We start from the raw sequence: 25917 nt of genomic DNA, 5'->3' as shown, positions 1-25917 counted from the left end.
GGTAAACCCGCTCCTACGGGGGATGCGCCGCCTGTTGTAGGAGCGGGTTCACCCGCGAAGAGGCCGGCACAGGCACCCCAAAAAACAACAATAAAAAACCATGGAGCAATCCCATGAGGCACACACTCGCCTGCACATTGGCCCTGCTGTTGACCGCACCCGCCACCCAAGCCTACGAGCTGTACAACCAAAACGGCACCACCCTCAACGCCGACCTCGAAGCCCTGTTCGGCGCCTTCCACAGCGACGAAAGCTACAACCTGGCCGGCAACCGCAAGCCCGGCAGCAGTGCCTGGCAGGAGGGCTACATCAAGTATGGCCTCAGCGGCAGCCAGGCCCTTGCCGACAGCGGTGCATTGTACGGCGCCTTCAACCTGCTCAGCTCCGCCACCTGGGGCGATGGCGACGCGGCCGGCCTGACCCTGGGCGATGAGCGCCGCACCGCCATCGAAGACCTGTACCTGGGCTGGCGCTCGGCCAACCTGTTCCCGGCCCTGGGCGAAGACGGCGTGGACATTTCCGGCGGCCGCCAGGTGGTGACCCTGGGCGACGGCTTCCTGATCCAGGGCGACCCGGTGAACTTGGGCAAAGTCGACCTTGGCGCCAACTTCGACCGCGGGGGTGCCTACTACCTGGCCGCACGCAAAGCCTTCGACCGCACGGCCGTGCTGCGTCTGGGCGGCAAGCAAGGCTGGCGCGGCGACCTGATGTGGCTGAAGTCCGACAACCACTACCAGGCCGACACCTCGCTGGCGGTGGCCAACCTGCAACACGTCGCCGACGCCGGCACCGTGGGCGTGAGCTGGATCCGCGGTCTCGATGTGGACCAGCGCTACGCGCAGATCATGGGCCTGGAACACCGCGACGGCATGAACACCGCCAGCCTGCGCGGGCGTGGCAACCTGGGGGTGAAAGACCTGGAGCTGGCCGCCGAGTACGTGACCCAGGACAAAACCGGCGGGCGGGAGTACGCCTGGTACCTGGAGGGGAACTGGACCTTCTCCGAACTGCCCTGGGCACCGACCGCCACCTACCGCTACAGCCGCTTTTCAGAAGGGTTCGACCCGTTGTTCTATGGCCTGAGCCGCGGCTATGGCACCTGGTTCCAGGGTGAAGTGGCGGCCAACTATGCCGGGCCGTTCAACAAGAACAGCCAGGTGCACCACGTGGCGCTGAAGGGCAAACCACGGGACGATCTGACCGTGGGCGCGCTGTACTTCGACTTCGATACGCTGGACACCGATCAGGGCAACCTAGGCGGGCGGGAGCTGGACCTGTATGTGGAATGGATGGTCAACGATCACCTGCTGATCAGCCCGGTGGTGGGGTTCTACAAGCCGGAGCGCAGCGCGGCGAATGGAGGGACGCAGTTGGGGGGGACGGACACCGGGACCTATTTGCAACTGGTGGTCGGGACTTTCTTCTGATTCGAGATTTTGGGGCTGCGTTGCAGCCCATCGCGACGCAAGGCCGCTCCTACAAGGACCGCGCAAGCTCACGGGCGGCGCTGTACGTGTAGGAGCGGCCTTGTGTCGCGAAAGGGCCGCACAGCGGCCCCGGCACTCTCAAACCAACCCCTGCTCGTCCAACCAACGCCGCACCATCATCTGCTGCGGGTCACCCGCCAGGCCCGCCAACACTGCCTCAACCGGTCGGCCACTGCGAATTTCCCGCACCACCGGCGCCAATTCCACCCCCTGCAAATGCCACACCCCCAACGGCTGGTCCGCCGTCACCACCACCTCGGCCTCATCCACCAGACCATCACGCAGTACAGGCCGCCGCTCTACCCGTACCGCATGCCAATCAGCCGCCAGATGTAATGGCTGCACATCCGGCCAGCCTTGGCGCTGATCCCAGAAAGGTTGACCCACGCGGCCCTGCTCCTGGCCATAGAAGTCCCGCCCAATCCTGGCAAAGCGCAAGAACAGCTGCTCAACCCGCTGCTGATGGAATTGCCGCGCCAACGCTGCCCGCTCGGGCCTGCGCAGCAACGTATTGATCACCACCGGCGCCTGCAACGCCGAAGACAGCGACTGGAAGATCCCGTTGCCCGACAGCGGGTCAACCGCCATTGCGGCATCACCCACCCGAATCCAGTCGTGCCCGATACACTCCCCGGCCAGAATCGCAGTACTGCTGCGGGCATGTACCTGTGCAGGCTCTAACGCCTGCTCATCGAACAACTCAGCCACCTGCGCACTGCGGGCACGCCGCTGCGCGCAGTAATCCGCCAACCCGGCCTTGCCCGGCAGCCCGGCGGCGTCGACGGTGACCTGCCAGTAACAGCGGCCATCTTCCAGCCGCGCCATCCACGCCCAGCCATCTTCCAGGCTCTCCACCGCCGACGCCGGCACACCGGGGCTACCCTGCCAGACATTGAGCAGGCTGACCGTCTCCGGCCCACGAAGGCGGTCTGCAGCCAGCGGTGCCTGGCGGCCCCGGGCCTCGACCAGGAAGTCGGCAGCCAATACCTGCCCATCCTCCAGACGAACACGATGACCACCCTCGTGAACGACCTCACGCACCCGCCCCTCGACTATGCTCACAGCTGCACGCTGAAGATCGTCGCGCAACGCCCGGTCAAAGCGTTGCCGGTCGATCAGAAACTCCTGATTCATTTGCAGGTGCTGGCCATTCCAGCGCACTTGACGGCTGGCCGGCATCGCGGCCTGGCTCAAGGCTCCGCCAAGGCCAGCGTGGCGCAGCCCTTCAAGCACCCGCAGGGAAACCCCTTCGACGGCCGCAAAGCGCCGCCAATCCGACACCACCGTTACCGCGTATCCCAGCCGTCGCAGGCCAATGGCTGTCGCCGCACCGGCAGGCCCTGCACCCAACACCACAATGCGCGGTTCAGCCATGGCTGGCACCCCGTCGCTCAGGGCCTTTGAAGGCCGCATGGTCACGCAACCAGTCATGCACGTGCTGGCGGTTCATGCCCGGTTGATCATGCAGCAAGGCCGCAATCCTGCCGCTCAAGGCCGCACAGCCGAGGCTCGCCCCCGCCCTGCCGCCCTCGCCCACGTAACTGCCAAAATCCGCTTGCCGTGTACCCAGCCACGACCACTGGCCCGGTGCACAGCGGGCATCGCCGGTAACCCGGATGACCCCGGGGTAGCTGGCCGGGTACACCGGCCCACCCTGCGCAGGGCTGGAAGCGCACAACAGCACACCGGCGGCCAACGCCTCGGCGCAAGCCTGGTGCAACACCGGCCGATCCTGCTGCAAGCCAAGGCTGAGGTTGACCAACGTCGCCCCCGCCTCCACCAGCCACAGCAGCGCGGCTGCCACCTGCAAGGCACTGGTGCTGGCCTGGGCGCTGAATACCTGGGCCACCAACACTGGCACCGGCCCGGCCTCACGCTGCAAGCCAGCAAGCACCGCACTGCCGTGGCCAAGCTGGTCGCGCAGCATTGCACCTTCGCGCAACTGGCCGTCTTCCAGCCAGAAACGACGGGCACCCAGCAAATCACGGGCCTGCTCCAGCGAGCAGCCACTGTCGATGACGCCAACGCGCAGGTCAGTGCCCATGCTTGATCACCTCCTGCGCCAGCACCTGCAATGTGCCATCATGCAACTGCAAGTGCAGGTCGGCATCGGCCAAAGTCGAAGCGCGGTGGCTGATCAGGATGCGCGTACGGCCGGCGAACAGTTGGTCGATAGCCGCGATCACCTCGCGCTCGGTAGCTTCGTCCACTGCCGACGTGGCTTCGTCCAGCACCAGAATCGCCGGTGCCTGCAACACCGCGCGGGCAATGGCGATGCGTTGCTTCTGGCCCCCGGACAGCTGCTGGCCCCGCTCGCCCAGCAGGCCGTCCAGGCCCAGCGGCAAGCTCTCGACCAGGCTATCCAGGCGCGCCAGGCGCACTACCCGCTCCAACGCTTCACGCGTGGCCTCGGGCACACCATAGGCAAGGTTCTGCGCCAAGGTGCCACGGAATAACACAATGTCCTGGCTGACCACCGCGATACGCCGGCGCAACGCAGCAAGGTCCAGGTCGCGCAGGTCGGTACCGTCCAGCAGAATGCGCCCGGCGTCCGGGTCGTAGAAGCGCTGCAACAGGTCGATCAGGGTCGACTTGCCCACCCCTGATGCGCCGCTGATGGCCACCTTCAGGCCCCCCGGCACACACACCTGCACATTATTCAGCACTGCGCCCTGGCGCCCCTCGTGGGCAAAGCTCAGCGCCTCCAGGCGCAATTCGCCCGGGCCATCGGGCATGGGTTGCGGGTTGGCTGCCGGGCGCACCGCTACCGCCTCCTGCTTCAGTTCCATCACCCGCCCCAGGCTCACTGCCATACGCTGCACCGCCACATACAGGCCCAACAGGCTCTGCACCGGCCCGACCGCCATGCCCATGTAGGTGGAGAACGCAATCAGCGCGCCCAGTTGCCAGGTGCCTTGGATCACCCCCCAGCCACCGACCAGAAATGCACAGGCACGGCACCACGAGGTCAGCGTACCGGGGATCGCCTGGGTAAAGAATTCGGTCACCTGCACCTTCAGCAACTGGCGCATGTAACCTTGGCCAAGTTGGTCCAGCCGCCCCGCCTCGCGGTGTTGCTGGCCAGCCGCCTGGATGAATTTCATCGCCGGCAGGGTCTCGACCAGGAACGACGACACATCCGCCGAGCGCTCGCGCAGGTTGCGCACTTCGCGCTCGACCTTGCGCCGCATCCAGCGCAGCCACAACACCTCGATCGGCACCAGCAGCGCCAGCAGCAACGACAGTTGCCACGACAGCATCAGCATCAATGCCACTGCCCCCACCAGGCCAATGACCGCCGACACCGCAGAAAACAGCGAGTCCACGGCAAAGCGCTGGATCTCCGCCACATCGCCGTCCAGCCGCGAAAGAATGTCGCCGATACGCCGCCGGCCGTAGAAGGTCGGCGACAACTGCTGCAGGTGGCGGTACAGGTCGTCGCGCAGGGCAAACAAAATGCGCCCCGACAAGCGTGTATGCAGGTAGCGGTTGACCCCGGCCAGCACGGTACCCAGCAGGCCGGCGCCAATCATGATCGCCGCCATGTGCCAGAGGGTCTGGTAGTTCTTGGCCAGCAGCCCCTCGTCGATCAGGGTCTTGACCAGCCAGGGTTGCGCCAGCGCCAGCAGCGAGGCCCCCAGCGACAAGCCGAGCAACAGGCCGATGGCGCGCCGGTGCGGGCGCACGAAACCATACAGCCAGGCCAACGCCTGGCGCATGAGTACAGGGTCGCTGGAGTCCACCAGCCTTGCGAACAGGCCGCCCACGTCAGCCGCGCAACTGTTTGAGCTTGCGGTACAGCGTGGCGCGGCTGATACCCAGTGCCTCGGCAGCGGCAGAAACGTTGCCTTGGTGGCGCGCCAGCGCACCGCGGATCTGTTCCAGTTCGGTGTCCTTGAGGCTGCCGGAAGGCGCCGTGCTGCTGGCCAGTTCGTCCAGCAGGCAGTCGGTGAGGTGGTCGAGGGTCAGTACCTGCTCGCCGTCCTCACGCATGGCCAGTGCGGTGCGCACCACCATTTCCAGCTGACGGATGTTGCCCGGCCAGTCGAAGCCTTCGAGTAATGCGCTCAGCGCCGGGTCGAGGGTAACGCCGCGGGCATCGGACTTGTCCAACAGGCCCTGGATGATCGCAGCCAGATCATCGCGCTCGCGCAATGCCGGCAGGCGCAGCGACACGCCGTTGACCCGGTAGTACAGGTCTTCACGGAAGTGTTGTTCCTGCACGAGGCGCTTGAGGTCACGGTGGGTGGCGCAGATCAGCGCCACGTCGATGTCTTGTTCGTCACCTGCGCCCAATGGCGCTACGCGACGCTCCTGCAATACCCGCAACAGGCGCGCCTGCAAGGCCAGCGGCATGTCGCCGATCTCGTCGAGGAACAGCGTGCCGCCGTGGGCCTGCATCAACCGGCCGACCATGCCGCCCCGGCGCGAACCGGTGAAGGCACCCTCGCGGTAGCCGAACAGCTCGGACTCGATCAGCCCTTCGGGGATAGCCGCGCAGTTGACTGCCACAAATGGCTTGTCGGCACGCGGGCTGGCCTGGTGCAGGGCACGGGCGACAACTTCCTTGCCAGTGCCGGTCTCACCCAGCAGCAGCACTGGCAAGCCATTGCCCAGCCCTTGGCGGGCCATGCGCAGGTTGCGCGCCAGGCGTGGGTCGCCACCGGCCAGCGCGTCCAGTGCGGGCGATTGCTTGCTCAGCGCCGGTTTGCTCACCGGCGTGCTGCCGTTGACCCGGCCATGGCGCGGCAGCTGCAAGACGCGGAAGTAGAACTCGCCCTTGGCCGTTTGCACACTGCTCACCCCGCCCTGCCACAGGCGGGCGATAAAGGCCGGCGAACGTTCGCCCAACAGGTCGCTGCTACGCCGGCCGATCAGCTCATGGCGCGGCACCTGCAGTAACTGGCAGGCGCTGTCGTTGGCGGCCAGCACTTCACCGTCCAGGCTCAGCGCCAGCAAGCCATGCCAGGCGCTGTTGAGGTATTGCGGGCGGTTGTGAAAGGCCAGCACCAGGTGCTCCGGGTGGCACAGGCCGAACATGCGGCTTTCAATGTTGCCGGCGGCCAGCATCAGTGTCGACAAGCTGTCTTGCGGTTGCGCCATCACCCCTTCGCGGGTGATGTCGAGCACGCCGATCACCTCGCCACGCGGGTCGCGCAGAGGGACGGAGGTACAGGAGAACGGGCTGAGCCGGTCAAGGTAGTGTTCGCCGCAATTGATCAGCGTCGGCCGGCCTTCCACCACAGCGGTGCCGATGGCATTGGTGCCGCGCAGCGATTCGCTCCAGCAACTGCCCGGGTGCAGGTCGCGCAGGCCCTCGCGGCTGAGGACATGCGTCTGGCCTTCGATGGCCAACACGTTGGCCTGGGCATCGCCGAGGATGACGATACCGGCCTTGCCCTGGCGTGCGACCAGGTAGTCCAGCTCCGGGGTAACGGCATCGACCAGCAGGCGGTTGCGCTCCAGCAGCATGCGCAGGTCCTGGCCCTGCTCCAGGCCCAGGCCAACCTGTTCGCCTTGCAGGCAGTCCAGACCATGGCCCAGGCTACGGCGCCAGGAAGCGTCGATCTCGTCGCGCAGCATGCCCAGCGGCAGCTCGCCTTCGCTGGCCAGCTTGAGGCGGGCCTGGCGGGATTCGTGCAGCGGGTCGTGGGCGTTTGTTATTAGTTGTCGCGCCATTTGCTACTCCGGCTGTGCCCTGCAAGGTGGCGGGGTACGGGCTTGGGAATTTTCCGCAGTGTGCGGGAGAAATGGCTGGGCGTCATCTGGTTGATGGATCGCGTAGTGGCTGGGGGTGTATGGCTTGGGTTTTGGGTGGGGCTGACATCGAGCGCCGCCCGCGCGGCGCTTCGCGGGGCAAGCCCGCTCCCACATCTGTTTCGGGCCAATCACTTCTGTGAGTTCACCGCTGCCCGCCCTGTTTATTCCATTCGATATCGGCTGCGCCCCTGCTTTTCATCAATTTCCAGCCATACACCCAGGGTGCGCGCGCCAGAGGCACAGGCATAATTGGCCCGAAACAAATGTGGGAGCGGGCTTGCCCCGCGAAGCGCCGCGCGGGCGGCGCTCGATCTCACAGGCGCCGTATCTCTATCGCCAGGCGCTTAGACCGACACCACCTTCCCCCGCCCGGCCAGTTGCAGCCGTTCAACCCCATCCAACAGCGCCTCCACCACCGCCTTGGCCGAATCCAGCCCATGGTCATTGCTCAACAACAGATCACGGCAGGTCCCTTTGGCCAGCTCCAGCGCCTTGAGATTGGTCGCAAACGCCCCTTTCAGCAGCGTCGACAAATGCACCAGCGCATCTTCGTAATCCACCCCCGAGCGCACGGCAAACAACGGCGGATGGCTGCATTCACAGGTAGAGAAACTGGAGGCCGCCGTGGTGGCGCGTACGGGAGGATCAGGTAAGCCTTTTGTCATTGTGTCGCTCCTTGATTCACGGGAGCCGCCACAAATCGCTACCAAACGAAAGGGTGACGGCTGTACGCAGGTTGGTAGACCGGGAATCAAGGAAACCGGCGCGCACGGAGGCGCCCTACGCACAGCCGCCATAAAACGAAACAGCCGGGCACAAAAAAGCGCCAACTGTATCGCAGAGCGGGCGCTTGTGCGCCTTGATTGATCGCGGGCTACCAAACCCGGCTGCTGGACTTACAGCAGCGGGCAAAGACTACCGGTGTCGGGGAGGCGTTTCAAGCGAAGGGCATGCGCAGTAACACTTCTCCCGCCGGCCTCCACTTCCACACCCGCTGACGCGGTCGATATAGGAGCGGCCTTGTGTCGCGATAGGGCTGCGAAGCGGCCCCAAGGGGGTCAGCATCAATCAAATTATTGTGTCGCCTGCACCGGCCTCTTCGCGGGTAAACCCGCTCCTACAAGGGTAATGCGATCCATGTAGGAGCGGGTTTACCCGCGAAGAGGCCCTCAACCCCAATCACTCTAGCCCTTGTCGGCGATCAACCTTTTGCAGCGCTGCGGGCGCTCGACGAGCTCGGATTGGTAGCGACCAGTCGTCATCTAACCTGATCAGCAACTTTGATATAAAGCACTTTCCCATACCCGAAGCCACCGGCGTCGAAGTGCTACGTTCCCTGATGGAGGAGCACGGGGTCAGCCAGCGCGACCTTCCCGAGATCGGCAGCCAGTCGACCGTCTCCCAGCTGTTGTCGGGCAAGCGTAAACTCAACGTTCGCCAGTTCCGGGCGCTGGCCGACCGCTTTTGTGTGAACCCGGATGTGTTCCTTGGCTGACGTGGTCGCCACCGTCGGTGACCGCCGACTCACTGACGATTACCTCCCGTGTACAGCCCCCACCCGCAGCAGCTTCCTTGGGTCTTGGGTTCACTCTTGCGCCAAGTCCAAGTCGTTGCAGCGCAGTGGTGAAAATAATATGTCGCCAGTACCAGCCCCCTGCCACAACCGCCGCTCAATCCCCTGCGCCAGCAAATGCCCTACCGCCGCTTCGATCACCGATAGCACGCACAGCTGCGCTAGTTCTTGGTGGTGTACCCCACCTCGGCTTCCAGCAGCTTCTTGAGCTCGATGAACTCGAATACCCCGGCACTGCGCTCGACCGAGTTCACTCGCTCCCACAAGCTGGACGCCTCGATACCTCTCAACGCATTCATTTACGGCATTCCCACTGATAAATCTGCCAGTTCTCCCATACTGCCTCAGCACCTTAAACTACGCATGTCACGTCGACTCAGGGCTTAGGCACATGGCTATCGATACCCGGTATTTCTATCAGAGATCACAACCCAACGTCGCATCGCGCCCCGGACTGATAACGCGCTTTTTCCTTGTAGGTTCGTTGCCACTGGCGGAAGCAGAACATAAAAGTGTGCAAACTCACGCCACACTACTGACCACCGACTGCAACCACTCAGTATTAAATCGGCAAGGTGTAGACTCAAACTCTTCTAGTGAAATTAACTACACCGCGTATGGGCTCGACGGTGCCCTGCTGCCTCTACAGCAAGCTTTCAATGGGCAGCTGAAAAATATCGCCCGTTCGCTATACCATCTAGGCAACGGCACCCGCATCTACAGCCCCACACTCATGCGTTTCTGCCAGGTGGACGCTTATAGCCCTTTCGACGCAGGCGGCATTAACGCTTATGCCTACTGCAACAACGACCCCATAAATTTTACAGATCCTTCTGGCCATGTTAGAAGCCGGTCTTCCTCTCCGTTGAACACTCCACCTTCGAGCCCTCTTACTACTCGTGGCCGCTCCCAGTCGCCAATATATACGCCTGACTGGGGCACCGTTTCTGATTTTACGTCTGAACGCAGCCGTTCTCGATCTCCCATCACTGCCGTGACGGCAGCAGAGCGCAGCCGTTCTACATCCCCCATCACTGCGCCTATATCACATTACCCGTCTGCTCCCGCCCCCGCTCCTGAAACATTGATTTCGCCACAATATCCAGACGTTCCAGGGAATGGCGACCGGGATGCCATGACGAGGTTTTTTGAAAAACTGCCTAGAAAGCATCAACCCAGACAGACTGGCACACTCACATTATCACTAAATCAAGCTGTAAGTTTAAGCATGGAAAACTTGAAAACCCAGTCATCTGAAACCCAAAGGATTCGACAAGCTTTTATATATAGCAGATACACAAACAACCCCATAAGCGCCATCACACACTCAATGTCAATTAAATACGTCTATGCAGATCAGCCAAATATAGGAGCTGAATTTTCAGGATGGGCAAAAAGAAAAATGTTAACCTCTTAAAGATAGGAGCGTAACCCATTACTAAAAACAAACGCTTACTTATTACCTACGTACCTGCCACCTCAGCACACATCCTGAGGTGGCAGGGGCCTCGAGAGTTTCCATCAAGGCTGCCGATTCTGGCTCAAATACTTGTCCACCGCAGCCTGCCCCGCCCCCGCATCCCCCGCCACCTGCCACAACCGCCGTTCAATCCCCTGCGCCAACAAATGCCCCACCGCCGACTCGATCGCCGACAGCACGCACAGCTGCGCCGGTTCATTGGTGGTGTACCCCACTTCAGCCTCCAGCAGCTTCTTGAACTCGATGAACTTGAACACCCCGGCACTGCGGCCGACCGAGTAGATGGTCTTGCTGGTCATCACGTTGGCCAGCACCTGCCCGGTGCGCACGTCCACGGCGCGCAGGTTTACGGTTACCTGATCGACGCGGTATTCGCGGGAGATGTCGATGCCTAAGTAACGGGCGCCTTCGCCGCCGCTGCGCACGTTGGTGTCGTAGGCGATGATGCCGCCCTCCAGCATCAGGTTGGCAGCCTGCAGCGGGGGCAACTCGCCCATGATGTTTTCCGCCACATCAGGCTTTTTCTGCGAAGCACGGATGATCTTGCGCTCGGTCAGCAGGTTCTGCAGGCCTTCGCGCTCCAGCACCACGAACCAGCCACTGGCGCTCAGGGCGTCCATCAACATGCTGGCCGCGCCCTGGGTAACGCTGGTGGAAAACGAGCTGGCCGGGGTTGGCTTGTACTGCCCGGTCTGGTCGCGGAAGCCGTAGACCACCGCCATCAGCCGGCCCTTGGGCCGAGGCATGTTGATCAGGTCGTAGTAAGTCGACGCGCGCGGGGTCAGGGTCGGGGTTTCCGAATCCTGTTCGGCGGGCATCGGTTCGCGCAGGCCACACCCTTGCAGGCCCAGGGCGGTAAGGATCAGCAGCGTGCTCAGCAGACGTTTCATGGTGTTTTCTCCCCAACATAAAAGCCCTTCCCTCTCAGGGGTTCAGGCCGCTGACCTCAATGATCGAAGTTTCTCCTGTGGCGCGATCGGTGACCTTGATGCTCAAGGCCCCGGAGTCGTCGATCACGTCAATCAGGAAAGTGTCGGTGGCCATGCTGCCGGTCTGGCCATTGCTGATGTTGTCCAGCAACTGCGACAACATCCGAGACTGCAACTGGTTGCTGAAGCGCTCCAGGGCCGAGGTGCCGGAAAAAGCCGAGGTGCGGTCCTTGAGGTCGGGGTCGTCGTAGTCGTTCTGCGCCTGGGCGTTGTTCAGCAGCCAGGTGCCGTTCAACGGGTTGCCGCCAAACGCCGGGTTGACCGGGGTGTACACCAGCTCGGTGGCCTGGGCAGCGCAGGCGCTGGCCAGCAGGCAGGCGGCAATGCAACGTGGAATGCGGTGGTTCATAGCTCGTCCCTCTCCAAGTCGGTGGTGTCCTGCAGCAGGCGTTGCAGCTTGCGTTGAATGATTTGCTGCTTGACCAGGTCCGCCGCTGCGACGGCCTCGTCTTTGAGTTCGGTGGTGTTCGGTGGCAGGAAGCGCCGGTACACCACCTCGCGGTCGAACTCCACCGTGACCAGGCTGCCCCAGCGGGCATCCGGGCGCTCGCGCACCACCAAGTTGAAGTCCAGGCGGCTGGTGGCGCGCAGGCGGTCGGCGAAGTAGTAGTAAAAGTCGTGACCGATGTGCGAGATGGTGTTGTCGACGATAAAACCCTGCATCTCGTCTTCCTCACCGGCCTTGGCCGACGTGGCCAGCACGGCCAGCAACAGCAGGCCCAGGTACAGCGCGGCCAGGCGGTTCATGGCGTATCTCCCGGGCCGCTGTGGGTCTGTGCGCCGGCGGCGCTTTCGGTAAACGCCTGTTCGGCGACGAACTGCCAGTCGCTGTAGTGCTCAAGCCCTTCGAAACCGCTCCATTCGGTGCGAAAGCCACTGCGCTTGAACGGGGTTTGGTCCGAGCGGCTGTGCACGCCGGTGATGCGGCCGTCGATCGAGCGCAGCAGGCCCCACTCGTCGCTGTTGCTGATCGGGTCGGGGTACAGCCGGCGAATGTGCCGCCGGGCCTGCGGGAAGCGGTTGTCCTGCAGCAGGTCGGCCAGCTCCTGCGGGTACTGGGCCAGCCCCGGCGAGGCGCGGTAATAGCTGCGCAGGGCCTGGGCATACTGGCTGCCCACCCACAGCAGCTGGCGTTCACGGTCGCGCTGGGCGGCGCTGGCCCAGATCGTGCCGGTGGCAGCCAGGGCCACGCTGCTGACCGCTATCAGCAGCAGCACGCCCAGGTAGGTGAAGCCGCCGTCGGCCTTACCATTCAGCGAAGAGGCTGCCATCACGCGCCCTCCCTGTAGCACCGCTCTTGATATCGGCCACGCCGCCTGCCACGCCTTCTGGCGGTGGCACCAACTGCCAGGCATCGCTGCGCTCGGTGATCGGGTCGATCGGGGTATTGCGCAGGTAACGCAACTCGACCAGCTGTTCCAACGAGTCGGGGTAACGCCCGGTGTCGCCGTAGAAGTGGTCCAGCGACTCGCGCAGCACTGCCAGGCTCTGGCGCAAGGTGGCTTCGCGGGAGCTTTCCAGGCTGTTGAAGTAGCGCGGCATGGCAATGGTCATCAGCGTGGCGATGATCGCCATCACCACCAGCAGTTCGATCAGGGTGAAGCCTTTGCTGCGTTTCATGGCTGTCACCATTGCCCGTAGGGGATGTTGTTCAGGCCTTTGCCGCGGGCCTTGGAATACACGTCGAATACGTCCTCGCCTTCACGCGGGCTGTCGGGGCTGCTGTCGTAGGCGCGCAGGCCCCAGCCACCCTGGTCCTCGTCTTTGGCCGCCAGCAGCGGGTCGTGCGGGATGCGCCGCAGGAAGTAGAACTTGGCGCCTTTGGCACTGCGCACATCGCGCACGCCATCCACCAGCACCTGCAGGTTCGGCGGGTAGCCGCTGGCATCCAGGCGCTTCTCGATGTAGCCGGCGTCGAAGGCGCGCTTGTAGGCGTCGATGGCGTCGCGGATCTGGTACAGCGCCTCGCGCAACTGCTGCTCCTTGCCGCGGCGTACCACGGTTTCGGTCAGCGGCGCGGCCATGCTGGCCAGCAGGCCGAGCAATGCCAGGGTCAGCACCACCTCGATCAGGCTGAAGCCGTGCATGTGGCGCCGGGCTTTCATGGCCGTGGGCTCCCGTTGACCGGGGCGACCACCACCTGGCTGTTGACGACCGGGGCATCGGTGGTTGGCGCATTGCCGGGTACATCCATCGGTGGCAGCGGCGCCATCTGCCGTACCTGCATGGCCGACTCGGTGCCAGTAGAGAACTCCATGTCCGACGGGCTCTGGTACGGCAGGTTGCGCACAATACGCGGGGTAATCGCCAGCACCAGCTCACTCTTGCTCATGTCGTCCCGGTTGCTGCCAAACAGCCGGCCCAGGCCGGGGATGTCGCCAAGGCCGGGAATCTTGTTGCCGCTGGCGTTGTGGTCGTTACGCACCAGGCCGGCCAGCACCTGGGTTTCGCCATCGTGCAGGCGCAGGCTGGTCTGCGCGTTGCGGGTGTCGACCTGAACCGGGATGGTCCCCTGGCGGGTGGCTTCCAGCGGCGTGGCGTTACTGACCTCGAGCGCCACCTTGATCGCCACTTCGTTGTTCAGGTGCACGGTCGGTTGCACTTCAAGCTTCAAGCCGACGTCCAGGTAAGTGACGCTTTCGGTGATCACCGGGCCTTGGGTGGACGGCACCGAGGTGGCACTGATGATGGGTACCCGCTGGCCGATGTGGATCCGCGCCTGCTCACGGTTGCTGACGCGGATCACCGGGCTGGCCAGGGTATTGATGTCTTTGTCCGAGGCGTTGATCTTGGCCTGCGGCGCCGGCGAAATGCCGATACGGCTGGAGTCGATGCCCTTGAGCTGGTCGAGCACGCTCACCGGTTTGCCGTCGGAGGTCAGCACACTGAAGGTGTTGGGCCATTGCAGGCCCAGGTCGAGAATGCGCGAGGTGGCCACTTCCATCACCTCCACTTCCAGCACCACCTCGGGGTTGGACTGGTCTTGAGACTGCAGCAGCTTCTCGGCCATGCGCACGGCATCCGGGGTGTCGCGCATGGTCAGGGTGTTGAGGCGCTCGTCAACGAACACGTCGCGGGTCTTGAGCATGGTCTTGACCATGTTCAGCGCGGTGTTGGCGTCGATGCTGGTCAGGTAGAAGGTGCGCATGACCAGTTCCTGGTAGTCCTTGGTCTTTTGCGGCGAGTCAGGGTAGATCATCAGGGTATTGTCGTTGACGATCTTCTGGCGCAGCTGGTTCTGCTCCAGCAGCAGCGCCACGGCGTCCTCGATGCGCACCTCACGCACGAAGATGGTGGCCTTCATGTCCGGGCGCAGGTCCTTGTCGAAAATGAAGTTGATGCCGGCCACCTGCGACAGCACTTCGAAGATGGTCTTCAGGTTGGCGTCGCGAAACTCCAGGGTCACCGGCCGCTCCAGCTTGCTGCGCAACTGCGGGAATGGCTGCGCGGTGCGCGCCTGGACGTTTTCGATGTCGCTGCGCAGGGTCATGCCTTTCTGGTTCTGCGGGTCCAGGCGCAGCACTTCGCGCATGTAGCGCTCGGCACCGAACAGGTCGCCCTGGCGCAGCGCCGCCTGGCCCAGGGCCACGCGCTCGTCGAGGGTGCGGATCAGTTCCAGCTGGCGGATACCCTCCTGGGCGCGGCGGTTGTTCGGCTCCAGGGTCAGCACCCGGCCATAGCCCATGCGGGCGCTGGCGAAGTCATGGCGGACGCGGTCGGCATCGGCCTGGCTGATCAGCGCCTCCACGGCGGCCTGGCGGCTGTGGGCCAGGGCGATGTTCAGTTCGGTGTCGCGCGGGTCATCGCGCAGGGCCTCTTCCAGGCGGGCGATGCCGGCCTCGTACTGGCCTTCCTTCATCAGCTGGTCGCTGTCTTCGCGTACCGCACTGGAGCCGCAACCGGCGATGGCCACGCACAGCGCCACCAGCAGGAACGGAGCAGGTTTGCACAGCTTTGACGACTTCATGGTGCGCTCCCTACAGACAAAGTCTGCGACTGATGCAAAGGCAGGTAGACCAGGTTCAACTCGCTGGCCGAGACATGGTCGAGGCGATAGGTGTCTTCGATGACGTCGCCCTGGCGCACGACGTAGAGCTTTTCGCCGTTCTGCAGAAAGATCTGCAGGTCGTCGCGTTCGCCCATGCGGCCGATGAACTGGAACGGCAAGGCAGGGGCGGTGGGTACCGGGGCTGCGACCGGGGCGGTGACAACGGGTTGTTCGGTGACGGTGGCCAGGGCTTTGGGTTTGGCCCATTGCTGGGTTGGGAACAGGTCGCGGGAGGCCTGTTCCGGCCCTTTCGCGGGTGAACCCGCTCCTACACCAGGTTGTGTGGTGTTCACGGTCGTTGTAGGAGCGGGTTTACCCGCGAAGGCCACCACGCCATCATCCTGCCCAAACCAATGATCAGGCGCCCAGGCCAGCGCCGCGCTCACGCCAAGAAAACCAACCCAGATCACTGCACGTTGTCTGTTCATCATGACCTCGACAGATAAAGGGTCATGCGCAGGCGGGCGTTCAGCTCGCTGTCGCCGATGCGTTTGCGTTGCAGCTCAAGGTCTTCCAGCACCAGGGTCGGCAGTTGCTTGAGCAGGCCCTTGAGGAAGCCGCGAATCTGCGGATAGCTGCCGCGTACCGGCAGCACGATCTGGTAGCGCGCCAGCTGGGTCTTGGGATCGACGCCCAGGGCATACTCGCCACGGGCCAGGCTGATGTGCTCGGCGCTGGCCAGGTGATACAGGCGTTCGATCAGCGCGCTGGCCTGGGGCTGCCCCGGCAGTTGCTGGCGCAGGCTGTCCAGCGCCTGTTGCTCGGGTTTGACGGCAATCTTCAGCTCGCCGCGCTTGACCCGCTGCACCTGCACGCTGGCGTCCGCTTCGGTGGCACGTAGCTCACGCACGTTCTGCCACTGCGGCAGCACCCCGGCAGCCATCATGCCCATTGCCAGCAAACCGACGGCGACTGCCGCCAGGCCGACCGGGCCGACACGGCGCAGGCGTTCCTGAAGGATCAGGCTGTTCAGCGATTCAAGGGCGCGCATGGCCGGTCTCCCAGGTCGCAGTGAGGGTAAAGCGCACCGGGTGCTCGGGCTGCGCCGCCAGCACCTCGTGGTTGAGCAGCGACACATCGCTGAGCTCGTCACTGGCGTCCAGCCGCTGGTGGTACTGCAGCATCGCTTCCAGGTTGCGCGCCTCGGCGGTAATGCGGACCTGGCCCTTGCGCGCGTCCGGGGTCAGGCCAAGCAGCGCAACGTCGTCCTGAGGCATGGCTTCGAGCATGGCGAACAGCTGTTGCCAAGGCCGTTGCAACTGCTGCGAAACGTTTTTCATCTGTGCCAGGCGCTCGGCCTGTTCGCGGCTGGCGGCGCTGCTCAGCGGCGCTGCAGTGGCCGGGCGGCGGCCCAGTTGCAGCTCCAGGGTATGTACGCTGGCCTCCAGGTCGACCTGCTCGGCCTGCAAGCGGTGTTGCAGCAGCACCAGGCCGGCGACCACGGCGCTGCCCAGGGCGAGCAGCGACCAGGCCAACGGGCTGCTGCGCCGGGGCTGGAATTCCAGGTCGAGGCGGCGCATGTCAGGCCACCGCCCGCCACATGGCGCACAGCGGGTCGGCTTCGCTGGCCGGCTGGCACAGCTGCACCGCCGCCAGTTGCGGCACGTCGCCCCGGCCCGGGGCATGCAGGTAGACCCGTGGCAGGTGCTCGCCGTACAGCTCGCAGGTGCGCTCGATCAAGGCCTGCAGGGCCTGGTCGCTGTCGGCGCAGCCTTGCGCCAGCACTTGCTGCCAGGCGCCACCGGCGGCCAGCAGCAACACGCTGCGGCGTGGCTCGGCCAGCACGAACAGGAAGTCGCCCTGCTCCAGCTGGGCCGAGCAGCGGTTGTAGGCGGCCATCAGGTACGGCTGCACCGAACGCAGGTTCAGGCGGCTTTCCCGGCCCAGTGCCTGCAGCCGTTGCAGCAGCGCTTCGGGCAGCGCCGTGGCGATGCGTGCGGCGCCGGCAGGCTCTGGCGAGAGCACGATGCGCCAGTCGTCCAGCGGCTGCCCGTAGAGGTTTTCGAAGCAGGCCCGGGCGTAGGCATCCAGCTCACGCGGGTGGCCGATGGCATCGCTCCAGGGCACCAGGCAGAAGCGGCTGTAACGGGCCGACAGCAGCACGCGCAACTGGGCACCGCGTACGGCATGCTCGGCCAGCAATGCGGCCAGTGCATCCACGGCGGCTTCCCAGGCCGGTTGTGCGGCATCGCAGCTGAACGCGCGGCTGCCCAGCCATTGGTGGTTGTTCTTGTGCCAGCGACCCAGGCCGACACCTTCGGCGCCGAGTACCGCGCAGTAGCGGTCAGATGAATGTGACACGGTTGATCTCCTCAAGGGTGGTGCGACCATCACGGACCAGGTCCAGGGCCGAGGCCCGCAGCAGGCGCAGGCCGCGCTGGCAGGCGGTTGTCTTGATCTGCGACAGGGGGCGGCGCTCGACGATCATCTGCCGCAGGTCGTCGTCCAGGTGCAGCAGTTCGGCGATGGCACTGCGCCCGCGGTAGCCGCTGCCCCGGCACTGGCCGCAACCCTGGGCGCGGACGAACTTCCAGCCCGCCACGCCTTCGCGGGTCAGGCCCGAGCCGAACAGGGTGTCGTCGTCGTGTTCGCAAGGCGTGGCGCAGTGCGGGCAGGCCAGGCGAATCAAGCGCTGGGCCAGCACCGCGTTCAGGGCAGAAACGAAGCTGTAGGGGTCGACCTGCATCTGGCTGAAGCGGCCGATTACATCGAACACGTTGTTGGCGTGGATGGTGGTGAACACCAGGTGGCCGGTAAGCGCCGACTGCACGGCAATCTGCGCGGTGTCCGGGTCGCGGATCTCACCGACCAGGATCTTGTCCGGGTCATGGCGCAGGATCGAACGCAGGCCGCGGGCGAAGGTCAGGCCCTTCTTCTCGTTGACCGGGATTTGCAGCACGCCGGGTAGCTGGTACTCGACCGGGTCTTCGATGGTGATGATCTTGTCCACGCCGTGGTTGATCTCGCTGATCATGGCGTACAGGGTGGTGGTCTTGCCGCTGCCGGTGGGGCCGGTGACCAGGATCATGCCGTAGGGCTCGGCGGCCAGCCGGCGCAGGGCGCGCAGGGTCTCGTCGGCAAAGCCCAGGGCCTGCAGCTGCACGCCGCTGACCCGGTCGGACAGGTCCTGCTTGTCGAGCACGCGCAGCACCGCGTCTTCACCGAAGATGCTGGGCATGATCGACACGCGAAAGTCGATTTGCCGGTCGCCCACGGCGACCTTGAAGCGGCCGTCCTGGGGTACGCGTTTTTCGCCGATGTCCAGCTCGGCCATGACCTTGATGCGCGAGATCACCTGGTCGGCGAAGGCGCTGCCGCTGGCCTTGCCGGCGCCGTTGAGCACACCGTCGATGCGGTACTTGATGGTCAGGCCCTGGCCGGTCATGCCCAGGTGAATGTCGCTGGCGTGCAGCTTGAGGGCGTCGTACAGGGTGGAGTTGACCAACTTGACCACCCGGCTCTGGTCTTCGCTGATGCTGGCCAGCGACAGGCGTTGCAGCGGGTCGCTTTCGCTGCTGGCCTCGGCGTCGTGGTCAAGGGCGTCGACGGCGTGGAAGCTTTCTTCGTGGCGGGCCAGGAAGGTGGCCAGTTCGGCGGCGTGGGCCAGGTACAGCGGCGCGCCTTGCAGCACGTCGTCGATCCAGGCCAGGCGGGCATGGTCGAACGGGTCGGCGAATACCCCGAGCAGTTGGCCGCCCTGCTCGATCAGCACGAATTCGCGCTTCAGGCACATGGCCAGGCTGACCTTGTCGAAGCGTGGGCTGCTGGCCAGCAGGGTGTGGCTGTCCAGCACCGGGTAGTGCAGGGTCAGGCCCAGGCGCTGGGTGAAGGTGGCCGGGGTGTCACAGGCCAGGCGTTCCAGGCAGTTGAGCAGGCGCTCGTCGCTGGCTTGCAGGCGGGCTTGGGCCAAGAGGTCGCGGGGGTAGGCCTGGAAATGCTTTTCCTGGTCCGGCCCTTTCGCGGGTGAACCCGCTCCTACAGGTTCAGCGAAATCATGTAGGAGCGGGTTTACCCGCGAATGGGCCGGTGCAGGCTGTAAAGCTTCCCGGTTTGCATCGAATGCTTCTGGCATGGCCTGCGACTCCGCTCAGGGGCGCGTCGCAGGCTGGCTCGGCCAGGGGTGCGGGCGCCGCTATTCCCCTGTGAGCAGTTGATCGTCGTCGGGCCCTGGCGGCTTGGCGCCATTACGGCGGCGGTCGGCCAACACCCAGCTTCCATCGTACAACTGCAGGGGGAACGATTCGTTCCTGTTCTGGCGTCGTTCGACGAACCCTTCTGCCGGGTTGTCCGTGGCCCTGCGCCGGCGCTCGATGCCCATCAGGTCGAAGATTGCACGGGCCAGTTCCGCCAACGGGAACGGCTTGAACAGGACATGGCTCACACCCAGTTCGGCGGCCCGCTCACGCACCTCGACGGTGGGGTGGGCGGTAATCAGCACGAAGTGGCACTGCCTGTTCTTGCGTACAGCCTCCAGCACCTGAAAACCTTCCATGTCGGGCAAGCGGTAATCCAGCACGACTACTTGCGGTGCCAGGCTTACAGCCTGTTCGATACCACTGGCACCGTCGTGGGCAACATGAACTTCCAGGCCTTGCGCCTGCAGGTACGCTTGCAGGTTCTGCGCAAGAGTCTGTTCGTCATCGACTACCAATACTCTGTTCACCAAGGTCGACTCCCTAGAACTGCCCGGTTACCCGGTCTGCGAAGTGCGCCCTTGTACAGGCTTGAGCAGGCTTCGTGCCAGGCGTGAATAGTCATGTTGCACCACTGTAACTCACTGATTTTATTGGGGTGACGGCCAGCACCGGAAAATTGTTGGGCAGGCACACCCCGCCGGTTCCCCACATGCGGGGAAAATGATGGCACACTGCCAAAAGCTGATTCCCCAGCTTTGGGGGCAACCCCATCAGGTGCTTCAGTCAGCGACCTCCACTGTAGCGGATTCGCGCAAACGTTGGCGCACGGATTGACGCGCCTGCGCTTGTGTTTGACTGATGAGCAAGGCCCTGGCCAACACCAGGCCCTGTTCGCGTATGACCGAAGGGTTATCACTTTGGTTCTGCGCTCCCTGCAGCCTTACTCGGTTGGCATCATAAAATGCCTCCACCTGGGCCTGGCTCGGCGCGTCGACTGCGCTGAGCCGGGCATACACCTGCTGTGCCGCCATCTCGTGGCGGGTGTATTCAGTGTACTGCGCCCGATCGAAGCCCGCCTCTGCCAGACGCTGCTCGAAAATGGCCGGGCTGCCAAAGGCGGATTCCACCTCACCGACGTGCGCCGCTACCTGCTCATCGCTGATGGCGATGCCTTGGCGTTGCGCTTCCTGCCACAGCAGTTCCTTGTCGATCAGCTCGTTCAGCGCCTGATCGCGCAGGCGCTTGTACAAGCTGGGATTGCGGATGCTGGTCAGCGCACGGCCCTGGGCATTCAGGTACTCGGCAAAATAGCGCTCCAGGCGCATCAGCTCGATCTCAACGCCATTGACCCGGGCGGCAGGCACGTCGGCCCAGCTTACCCGCGCCATCACCAGCAACAGGCACAACAATACAATACGCATGGCAACCTCCGTTCAAGGGCTGTCCGCTACTGGCCGGTAGGGGGTAACCGAGGTGAACCGCGGCCCCGGCAGGGCCACCGCCACCACATGCGCCCCGGCCATGCCCTGGCGGCGACCGGGGCCGAAGCCCAGTGCCGGGGTCAGGCCGGTGGACACATCGTGCAAGCCTTCCAGTGCGGCTATCAGCTGCTCGCGGCTGGCGTCGCGGCCAATCTGTTTCAGTGCTTCGCTCAACAGCCGCAGCGCGCACAGGGTATTGACCTGCAGCGACGCCTGGCGTGGGTCAAGGCCCTGACGCTGTTGCAGCCCGGCCAGGGTCGCCAGGCCTTGCGCGGTCCAGTCTTCCGGCACATAGGGGTAAGCCAGGAACAGCCGTTGCGACCACTGTTCCGGCAGCCGCGCCACGGCCCCGGCCACCTGGCTGGAGGCGGCGAACAGGTAAGGTTGGCGGCCCGCCACCTGCAACGCGGCGGCCAGCTCGGCAAAGGCCTGGGCACGGCCAAGGAAGACAATACCCTGCCCGTCCACGGCCTGGCCGTCGAAGGCCTGGATCGCGGGCGGCGTCCACCCCTGCTGCAGCAAACGTTCGCGCAGCTGCTCGGCCAAAGCTGCTTGTTCATTGCCGGCATACACCACGCGCAGGTCGCCGGGGGCCAGGCTCAACGCCGTGCGAGCATGGCCGGCCAGGCTCAGCAACTGCTCGGGCAGGCCGGGTAGCGGGTCGAAGATCTGCGCACTGCCGCCACTGCGCGGTGTGCTGCCAATCAGCGGTACGTTCTGCGGCGCCAGCAAGGCGGCCAGGCGCTGGTCGAGCATCGGCGCCAGTGGCGCGATCAGGGCGAATACCCGCTGCTGCTCCAGTAACTGCTGCATGGCGCGTTCGGCGCTGGCCGGGTCGGGACCTGGGTCGAGCACCACCAGCTCCAGGCGCCGGCCGTGGATCCCGCCTTGCTGGTTGAGTTGCGCCAGGCCATCTTCCAGTACCGCACGGATCACCTGCCCGGCTTCGGCAAGCGGGCCGCTGGCGGGGATCAACGTGCCCAGGCGCAGCACGCCTTCCTCTACGCCGGGGTCGCGTTCCTGGGCCAGACGCTTGAGGTAGGCGGTGAGATTGCGCTGGTCGGCCAGGGTCAGCTCGAAGCGTGGCATGGCCGGATCCAGGCGGTTGCCGGCAGGATCGACGCCCTGCTGGACGGCCCGGGCCAGGCTGCTGTCGGTGTAGGCCGGGTAACGACGCCCATTGACCTCGCGTTTGCCCTGGCCGATTGCCAGGCGTTGCCAGTCGAGGCTGGGCGGGCGCACGCCGCCCTCGGCCCGGCCGCGGCCATCGCTGCCGTGGCAGCTGGCACAGGGCAGTACGCTGGCGGGGACGCTCATGTCGCTGGCGCCGACCCGGGCCTGCAGTTGTGCGTCGCTGTTGGAAAGGCCTTCGCGGTAGAGGCGCTTGCCGGCTTGTTCGTGGTCGGTGAGTTCCAAAGCGAATGCACCGCTGCACATGGCAAAGCCTAATGCGAATACCAGATAGCGCACTGCATCTGCAAAGCTGGCGCAAATCCCTGTAGGAGCGGCCTTGTGTCGCGATCGGGCGCGAAGCGGCCGTAAATCCAGCACATGCGGATTACCTGATGAAACGCATTCGCCTGTGCTGCGGCCGCTTCGCGCCCGATCGCGACACAAGGCCGCTCCTACAGGGATTTGTGCCGACAGTGCCGACGCAGTGCGCATGATACTCACCGACCCGCCAATGGCTGGGTCAGCAGCTGCATGCGCTGGGCAATCGCAGCAGGCGGTGCATCCGGGCGGATCTTGCTCCAGCGCTTGCCGGCCACATCACCGGCAATCAGCTGCGTCGAATGCTGCTCGGGGCTGGGCAGGAACTGCCCAATGCGGCCAAGCACCAGGTCGACGCTGGCCTTGTTACCCGTCAGGAACAGCCAGTTCGGGCCATCCACTCCCTGCTTTTGCGCAAACGCCTTGAGCGCCTCAGGGGTATCGTTCAGCGGGTCGCTGCTGATCGACACGAAGGTCACCTGGCCAGCCAACTCCGGCCCCATGGCTTCGCGTACTTCGCGCAGCTTGCGGGTAATCAACGGGCAGGCGTCGGTGCAGTGGGTGAAGATCACGTTGAGCATCACCACCTTGTCCTTGAGCACGTCGCTGTAAAAGCGCAGCTCGCGGCCGTTCTGGTCTTTCAGCACGGTGTCGGTGAACCAGGTCTGGGCATCGCGGGTACCGCCGCCACTGGTCATCGCCTGCGGCGCCGGCTGCGGCGCAGGCGCCTGCTGGCCATGCCCTTCGTGGGCAAACGCCACCGACGCAAGAATCCACAGGCAGCCGCCCAGTACTAGCCAGTCGAAACCCCGCATGCCCGCGCGACGAGCGCTTGCTGTGCTCATGGTTGCACCTCATGGTGGTCGGCAATTGCCGTGCTCTTGGCATGTACCCGGCGGGCGCTGAGGCGGTTGATTTCCTCGATCAGTACCCCGGGGTCGGTGAAGCCGTAGTAGCGCGTCCAGTGCCCGCTGCGCCCGTCACCCACCAGGATCAGCGGCGGGTGCTGGCTGAGGTCGGCGCTGAAGCTGCCCAGGCCCTTGAGGGTTTCGGTGATGGCGTATGGGGTGCCGGTCAGCCAGCTCCAGCCTGGCCCCTTCTGGAAGGCCTTGGCGTAGTTCAGCAGGCGCTTGGCGTCGTCACGCTGCGGATCGACGCTGATCGACACCAGGCGGATTTCCTCGCCCACCCGGCCACCCAGTTGCTGCTGGACCTTGCCCATGATCGAAGACACCACTGGGCACACGGTGGTGCAGCTGGTGTAGATAAAGCCCATGACCACCAGGTGGTCGCCAACCAGGTCTTTCTCCAGGCGCACCGGCATGCCGTCCTGGTTCAGCAACGACACATCGGCAAAGCGCACGCTGGCCTTTTCCTGATGCGCTGCTGGCGGTTGCTCGGCATGGCCGCTGTGGTCGTGGCCGGAGTGGGCCAGGGTCAGGCTGCTGGGCAGTACCAGGCTCAGGGCCAACAGTGTGAAAGCATGCTTGGCGTTCATCGCACATTCCTCACGTCAGTCTGGGAAGCGTTGCTAGCTGCGGCCGGCAGGACGCGCAGGCTGGTATAGTTTTCTTCGGAAAACCTGTGCCCCAACGAGGGCGACTGCACATGCAGGTACCAGGCGCCGGCCTCGGGCAGGGTCAGCGCCGCCTGGTACACGCCCTCGCCCACTTCCTGCAGCTGCAGGTTGCGCGGCATCGACGAGGGTGCCAGGAAGTAGCGCAGGCTCAGGTCGTTCAGGCCCAGGCGTGGCTGGCCGTCGTCACCGACAATCCGCACCCGTGCAGTGAGGTTGCTGTGCTGCGGCAGTGGCTGGTCAAGGCCGATGAACTCGGCATGTGCGCCTTTGCGCTTGCTGGCGTTGGGCGCTTCTGCCACCTCGGTGCTGAAGCAGTGGATGATCTGTGGCTGGTTGAGCAGGAAGGCCACGTCGAACTTGCCGGCGGCGGGCAGCTTCACCGTCGAGCCGTACACCCCGGGGGCCACCTCACGCAGGCTGCGGTCGACGACAATGGCGGCACGGGCCTGGTGGCCGCGGTTGTTGTAACCGGACATCGGCGCGTTCATGCCTTCGGCGTAGAAGTAAGTGGTGTTGTCCACCGGGTTGACCACGAACACCGAATTGTCATCACGCGACACCGACAGGCCCTGGGCCAGCGGCAGGTTACCGGCCTGGCGCGGTGCCGCCGGGCCTGCCTCGAAACTTTGCACGATAGGTGTACGCCCTTCACCCAGGCTGGCCAGGTTGATCATGCTGACCTTCGGCGAAGCCAGGCCACGGATGTAGGCGTAGCCTTTGGTAAAGGTCAGCTGGTAGGGTTCGGCCGCCACCGCAATGGTGTGGATCAGCTTGTCGGTGCTGGCGTCGATCACCAGGGCCTGGTTTTCCAGGGTGTTGAGCACGACACCGTAGCGCCCATCGCTGCTGAAGCGCATCGGCCCCAGGCCCTGCGTGGCCTTGACCGTGTGGCGCAACTGCTGGCTACGGGCATCGAACACGCGCACGTTGCCCTCTTCGCCATCCACCACGTACACCGCCTGGGACAACGCCGAATAGCTGACCGACAGCGGGTGCGGGCCAACCTTGAGGGTCTTGACCAGACGCAGTTCAGGGATGTCGATGACGCTCAGGGTGCCGCTGTCGCGGTTGCTGACGTAGGCATAGCGCGAGTCAGCGCTGAAGGCGATTTCGTGGTGCCCGCTGCCAGTATTGAATGTTTTCAGCATGCTGCGGCTGGGCACATCGATGACGGTAACCCCACCCTTGGCCGCATCGCTGCTGTTGTTGCCCACCCACAAGCGCAACTGGTCGGGCTGCAGGGCCACGCGCAAGGGCTGCTCGCCAGCATCCATGTCGGCCACCCGGGTGAAGGTTTCGGTGTCGATCAGCGCCACCTTGCCGCGCTCGGGAATCGACACGAACACCTGTTTGTCGTCGGTGGTGGCCACCCAGTCCATCGGCCGCCCGGGCAGGTCGATGCGCGCCATGGTGCTGGTCACGCCGCCCACCGACACGGTCGGGTCGATCACCGTCAGGCTAGCATCGTTGTTCAGCACCAGCAGGAAGTAGCTGTTCAGGTCGAGCAGCGGCCTGGCGCCGATGCTGCTCTTGAGAAACAGCGCGACCCGCGATTTGCAGCTGTGTGCGCGGTCGCCCAGCGGGGCCGACTGCGCCGGGTCGATCCACGCCCCCGGGGCCATGCCTGACAGCGGCTGGCCGCTGGCCTGATCGCTGACCTTGAAACGGATATTGGCGAAACCGCCTTCCTGCAACGAGCCCCCGGCCAGCGGCCGGGCCTCGAATTCCACGGTCACGCCGTCCCGGCTGAGCCGGTGCAAGGCCTGCGGGTCGGCAGGCTCCTGCAACAGCTCACGGGGGTCGCACCAGAGCTTTTCATACGCCACGCCCAGGCCGATCAGCGCTGCCCCCAATATTACCCCCAGGTAAGCAGGGCGAGTCTTCTTGTTCATG

26 protein-coding genes and 1 pseudogene are annotated in these 25917 nt (G+C 64.6%); 3 read left to right on the top strand and 24 right to left on the bottom strand.

Going from position 1 to position 25917, the window contains the following annotated elements; translation table 11 throughout:
- Nucleotides 1-113: 113 nt before the first annotated feature.
- Nucleotides 114-1427, top strand: a complete 1314-nt coding sequence (locus tag ACIP02_RS16490; RefSeq protein ID WP_400617960.1) for a hypothetical protein — start codon at nt 114-116, stop codon at nt 1425-1427.
- Between the two features lie 138 nt (nt 1428-1565).
- Here ACIP02_RS16490 and ACIP02_RS16485 read toward each other — a convergent pair whose 3' ends face one another.
- The 5 genes from ACIP02_RS16485 to ACIP02_RS16465 all read right to left on the bottom strand — a co-directional run bounded on the left by ACIP02_RS16485 (nt 1566) and on the right by ACIP02_RS16465 (nt 7828).
- Entirely contained in the window at nt 1566-2861 is a 1296-nt protein-coding gene (locus tag ACIP02_RS16485; RefSeq protein WP_400617958.1) for an NAD(P)/FAD-dependent oxidoreductase, read from the bottom strand.
- A complete protein-coding gene (locus ACIP02_RS16480; protein WP_400617956.1) occupies nt 2854-3531 on the bottom strand; it encodes a peptidase S8 and S53 subtilisin kexin sedolisin in 678 nt (225 codons plus the stop codon). The genes ACIP02_RS16485 and ACIP02_RS16480 overlap by 8 nt, the downstream gene beginning before the upstream one ends.
- The gene (locus tag ACIP02_RS16475) at nt 3521-5254 is read right to left on the bottom strand and encodes an ABC transporter ATP-binding protein (protein WP_400617954.1); all 1734 of its coding nucleotides are present in this window, start codon (nt 5252-5254) and stop codon (nt 3521-3523) included. Before ACIP02_RS16475 ends, ACIP02_RS16480 begins: the two co-directional genes overlap by 11 nt.
- A 1-nt stretch (nt 5255) precedes the next feature.
- Nucleotides 5256-7166: a sigma-54-dependent Fis family transcriptional regulator gene (locus ACIP02_RS16470; protein WP_400617952.1), complete on the bottom strand. Its 1911-nt coding sequence runs from the start codon at nt 7164-7166 to the stop codon at nt 5256-5258.
- A gap of 425 nt (nt 7167-7591) precedes the next feature.
- Nucleotides 7592-7828 carry a hypothetical protein gene (locus ACIP02_RS16465; protein ID WP_400618130.1) on the bottom strand — a complete coding sequence of 79 codons (237 nt, stop codon included), beginning with the start codon at nt 7826-7828 and terminating at the stop codon, nt 7592-7594.
- A gap of 743 nt (nt 7829-8571) precedes the next feature.
- Between ACIP02_RS16465 and ACIP02_RS16460 the strand changes: the two genes are divergently transcribed.
- Entirely contained in the window at nt 8572-8742 is a 171-nt protein-coding gene (locus ACIP02_RS16460; protein ID WP_400617950.1) for a type II toxin-antitoxin system HigA family antitoxin, read from the top strand.
- 90 nt (nt 8743-8832) lie between these two features.
- Here ACIP02_RS16460 and ACIP02_RS16455 read toward each other — a convergent pair.
- Nucleotides 8833-9074: pseudogene (locus tag ACIP02_RS16455) on the bottom strand (CsgG/HfaB family protein); the annotation flags it as partial.
- Nucleotides 9075-9211: 137 nt separating this feature from the next.
- On the opposite strand from ACIP02_RS16455, the gene ACIP02_RS16450 reads away from it, so the two are divergent.
- Nucleotides 9212-10237, top strand: a complete 1026-nt coding sequence (locus tag ACIP02_RS16450) for an RHS repeat-associated core domain-containing protein (protein ID WP_400617948.1) — start codon at nt 9212-9214, stop codon at nt 10235-10237.
- A gap of 104 nt (nt 10238-10341) precedes the next feature.
- On the opposite strand, the gene ACIP02_RS16445 is transcribed toward ACIP02_RS16450, so the two are convergent.
- From ACIP02_RS16445 to ACIP02_RS16360, 18 genes are all read right to left on the bottom strand, one after another.
- Entirely contained in the window at nt 10342-11190 is an 849-nt protein-coding gene (locus tag ACIP02_RS16445; protein ID WP_400617946.1) for a CsgG/HfaB family protein, read from the bottom strand.
- A 34-nt stretch (nt 11191-11224) separates the two neighbouring features.
- Nucleotides 11225-11638: a curli assembly protein CsgF gene (locus tag ACIP02_RS16440; RefSeq protein ID WP_201205708.1), complete on the bottom strand. Its 414-nt coding sequence runs from the start codon at nt 11636-11638 to the stop codon at nt 11225-11227.
- Entirely contained in the window at nt 11635-12036 is a 402-nt protein-coding gene (csgE, locus tag ACIP02_RS16435) for a curli production assembly/transport protein CsgE (protein WP_400617944.1), read from the bottom strand. The genes ACIP02_RS16440 and csgE overlap by 4 nt, the downstream gene beginning before the upstream one ends.
- The gene (locus tag ACIP02_RS16430; protein ID WP_400617942.1) at nt 12033-12560 is read right to left on the bottom strand and encodes a type II secretion system protein; all 528 of its coding nucleotides are present in this window, start codon (nt 12558-12560) and stop codon (nt 12033-12035) included. Before ACIP02_RS16430 ends, csgE begins: the two co-directional genes overlap by 4 nt.
- The gene (locus ACIP02_RS16425) at nt 12535-12909 is read right to left on the bottom strand and encodes a type II secretion system protein (protein ID WP_400617940.1); all 375 of its coding nucleotides are present in this window, start codon (nt 12907-12909) and stop codon (nt 12535-12537) included. Before ACIP02_RS16425 ends, ACIP02_RS16430 begins: the two co-directional genes overlap by 26 nt.
- 5 nt (nt 12910-12914) lie before the next feature.
- Nucleotides 12915-13394: a type II secretion system protein gene (locus tag ACIP02_RS16420; protein WP_400617938.1), complete on the bottom strand. Its 480-nt coding sequence runs from the start codon at nt 13392-13394 to the stop codon at nt 12915-12917.
- Nucleotides 13391-15256 carry a secretin N-terminal domain-containing protein gene (locus ACIP02_RS16415; protein WP_400617936.1) on the bottom strand — a complete coding sequence of 622 codons (1866 nt, stop codon included), beginning with the start codon at nt 15254-15256 and terminating at the stop codon, nt 13391-13393. The genes ACIP02_RS16420 and ACIP02_RS16415 overlap by 4 nt, the downstream gene beginning before the upstream one ends.
- Nucleotides 15253-15765 (bottom strand): hypothetical protein, encoded by a 513-nt coding sequence (locus ACIP02_RS16410; RefSeq protein WP_400617935.1) that lies wholly within the window; start codon nt 15763-15765, stop codon nt 15253-15255. Before ACIP02_RS16410 ends, ACIP02_RS16415 begins: the two co-directional genes overlap by 4 nt.
- On the bottom strand, nt 15765-16328 hold the full coding sequence (pilO, locus tag ACIP02_RS16405) for a type 4a pilus biogenesis protein PilO (protein WP_400617933.1): 564 nt from the start codon (nt 16326-16328) through the stop codon (nt 15765-15767). Before pilO ends, ACIP02_RS16410 begins: the two co-directional genes overlap by 1 nt.
- Nucleotides 16315-16857 carry a pilus assembly protein gene (locus ACIP02_RS16400; protein WP_400617931.1) on the bottom strand — a complete coding sequence of 181 codons (543 nt, stop codon included), beginning with the start codon at nt 16855-16857 and terminating at the stop codon, nt 16315-16317. Before ACIP02_RS16400 ends, pilO begins: the two co-directional genes overlap by 14 nt.
- Before the next feature lies 1 nt (nt 16858).
- Nucleotides 16859-17638, bottom strand: coding sequence for a hypothetical protein (locus ACIP02_RS16395; RefSeq protein ID WP_400617929.1), 780 nt, complete (start codon nt 17636-17638; stop codon nt 16859-16861).
- The gene (locus ACIP02_RS16390; protein ID WP_400617927.1) at nt 17622-19409 is read right to left on the bottom strand and encodes a GspE/PulE family protein; all 1788 of its coding nucleotides are present in this window, start codon (nt 19407-19409) and stop codon (nt 17622-17624) included. Before ACIP02_RS16390 ends, ACIP02_RS16395 begins: the two co-directional genes overlap by 17 nt.
- 60 nt (nt 19410-19469) lie before the next feature.
- Nucleotides 19470-20003 (bottom strand): response regulator, encoded by a 534-nt coding sequence (locus ACIP02_RS16385; RefSeq protein WP_400617925.1) that lies wholly within the window; start codon nt 20001-20003, stop codon nt 19470-19472.
- A 249-nt stretch (nt 20004-20252) separates the two neighbouring features.
- Complete coding sequence (locus tag ACIP02_RS16380; RefSeq protein WP_400617923.1) at nt 20253-20894, bottom strand: SurA N-terminal domain-containing protein; 642 nt, start codon at nt 20892-20894, stop codon at nt 20253-20255.
- Between the two features lie 12 nt (nt 20895-20906).
- On the bottom strand, nt 20907-22391 hold the full coding sequence (locus ACIP02_RS16375) for an ABC transporter substrate-binding protein (protein ID WP_400617921.1): 1485 nt from the start codon (nt 22389-22391) through the stop codon (nt 20907-20909).
- A gap of 233 nt (nt 22392-22624) precedes the next feature.
- Nucleotides 22625-23290 carry an SCO family protein gene (locus tag ACIP02_RS16370; protein WP_400617919.1) on the bottom strand — a complete coding sequence of 222 codons (666 nt, stop codon included), beginning with the start codon at nt 23288-23290 and terminating at the stop codon, nt 22625-22627.
- A complete protein-coding gene (locus ACIP02_RS16365) occupies nt 23287-23943 on the bottom strand; it encodes an SCO family protein (RefSeq protein ID WP_400617917.1) in 657 nt (218 codons plus the stop codon). The genes ACIP02_RS16370 and ACIP02_RS16365 overlap by 4 nt, the downstream gene beginning before the upstream one ends.
- On the bottom strand, nt 23940-25916 hold the full coding sequence (locus ACIP02_RS16360; RefSeq protein ID WP_400617915.1) for a cytochrome D1 domain-containing protein: 1977 nt from the start codon (nt 25914-25916) through the stop codon (nt 23940-23942). The genes ACIP02_RS16365 and ACIP02_RS16360 overlap by 4 nt, the downstream gene beginning before the upstream one ends.
- Nucleotide 25917 lies beyond the last annotated feature (1 nt).

Origin of the sequence: Pseudomonas sp. NPDC089408, assembly GCF_044749445.1 — a bacterium.
In the GTDB taxonomy this organism is placed as follows: domain Bacteria; phylum Pseudomonadota; class Gammaproteobacteria; order Pseudomonadales; family Pseudomonadaceae; genus Aquipseudomonas.
This window is presented reverse-complemented; position numbering and strand designations above follow the sequence as displayed.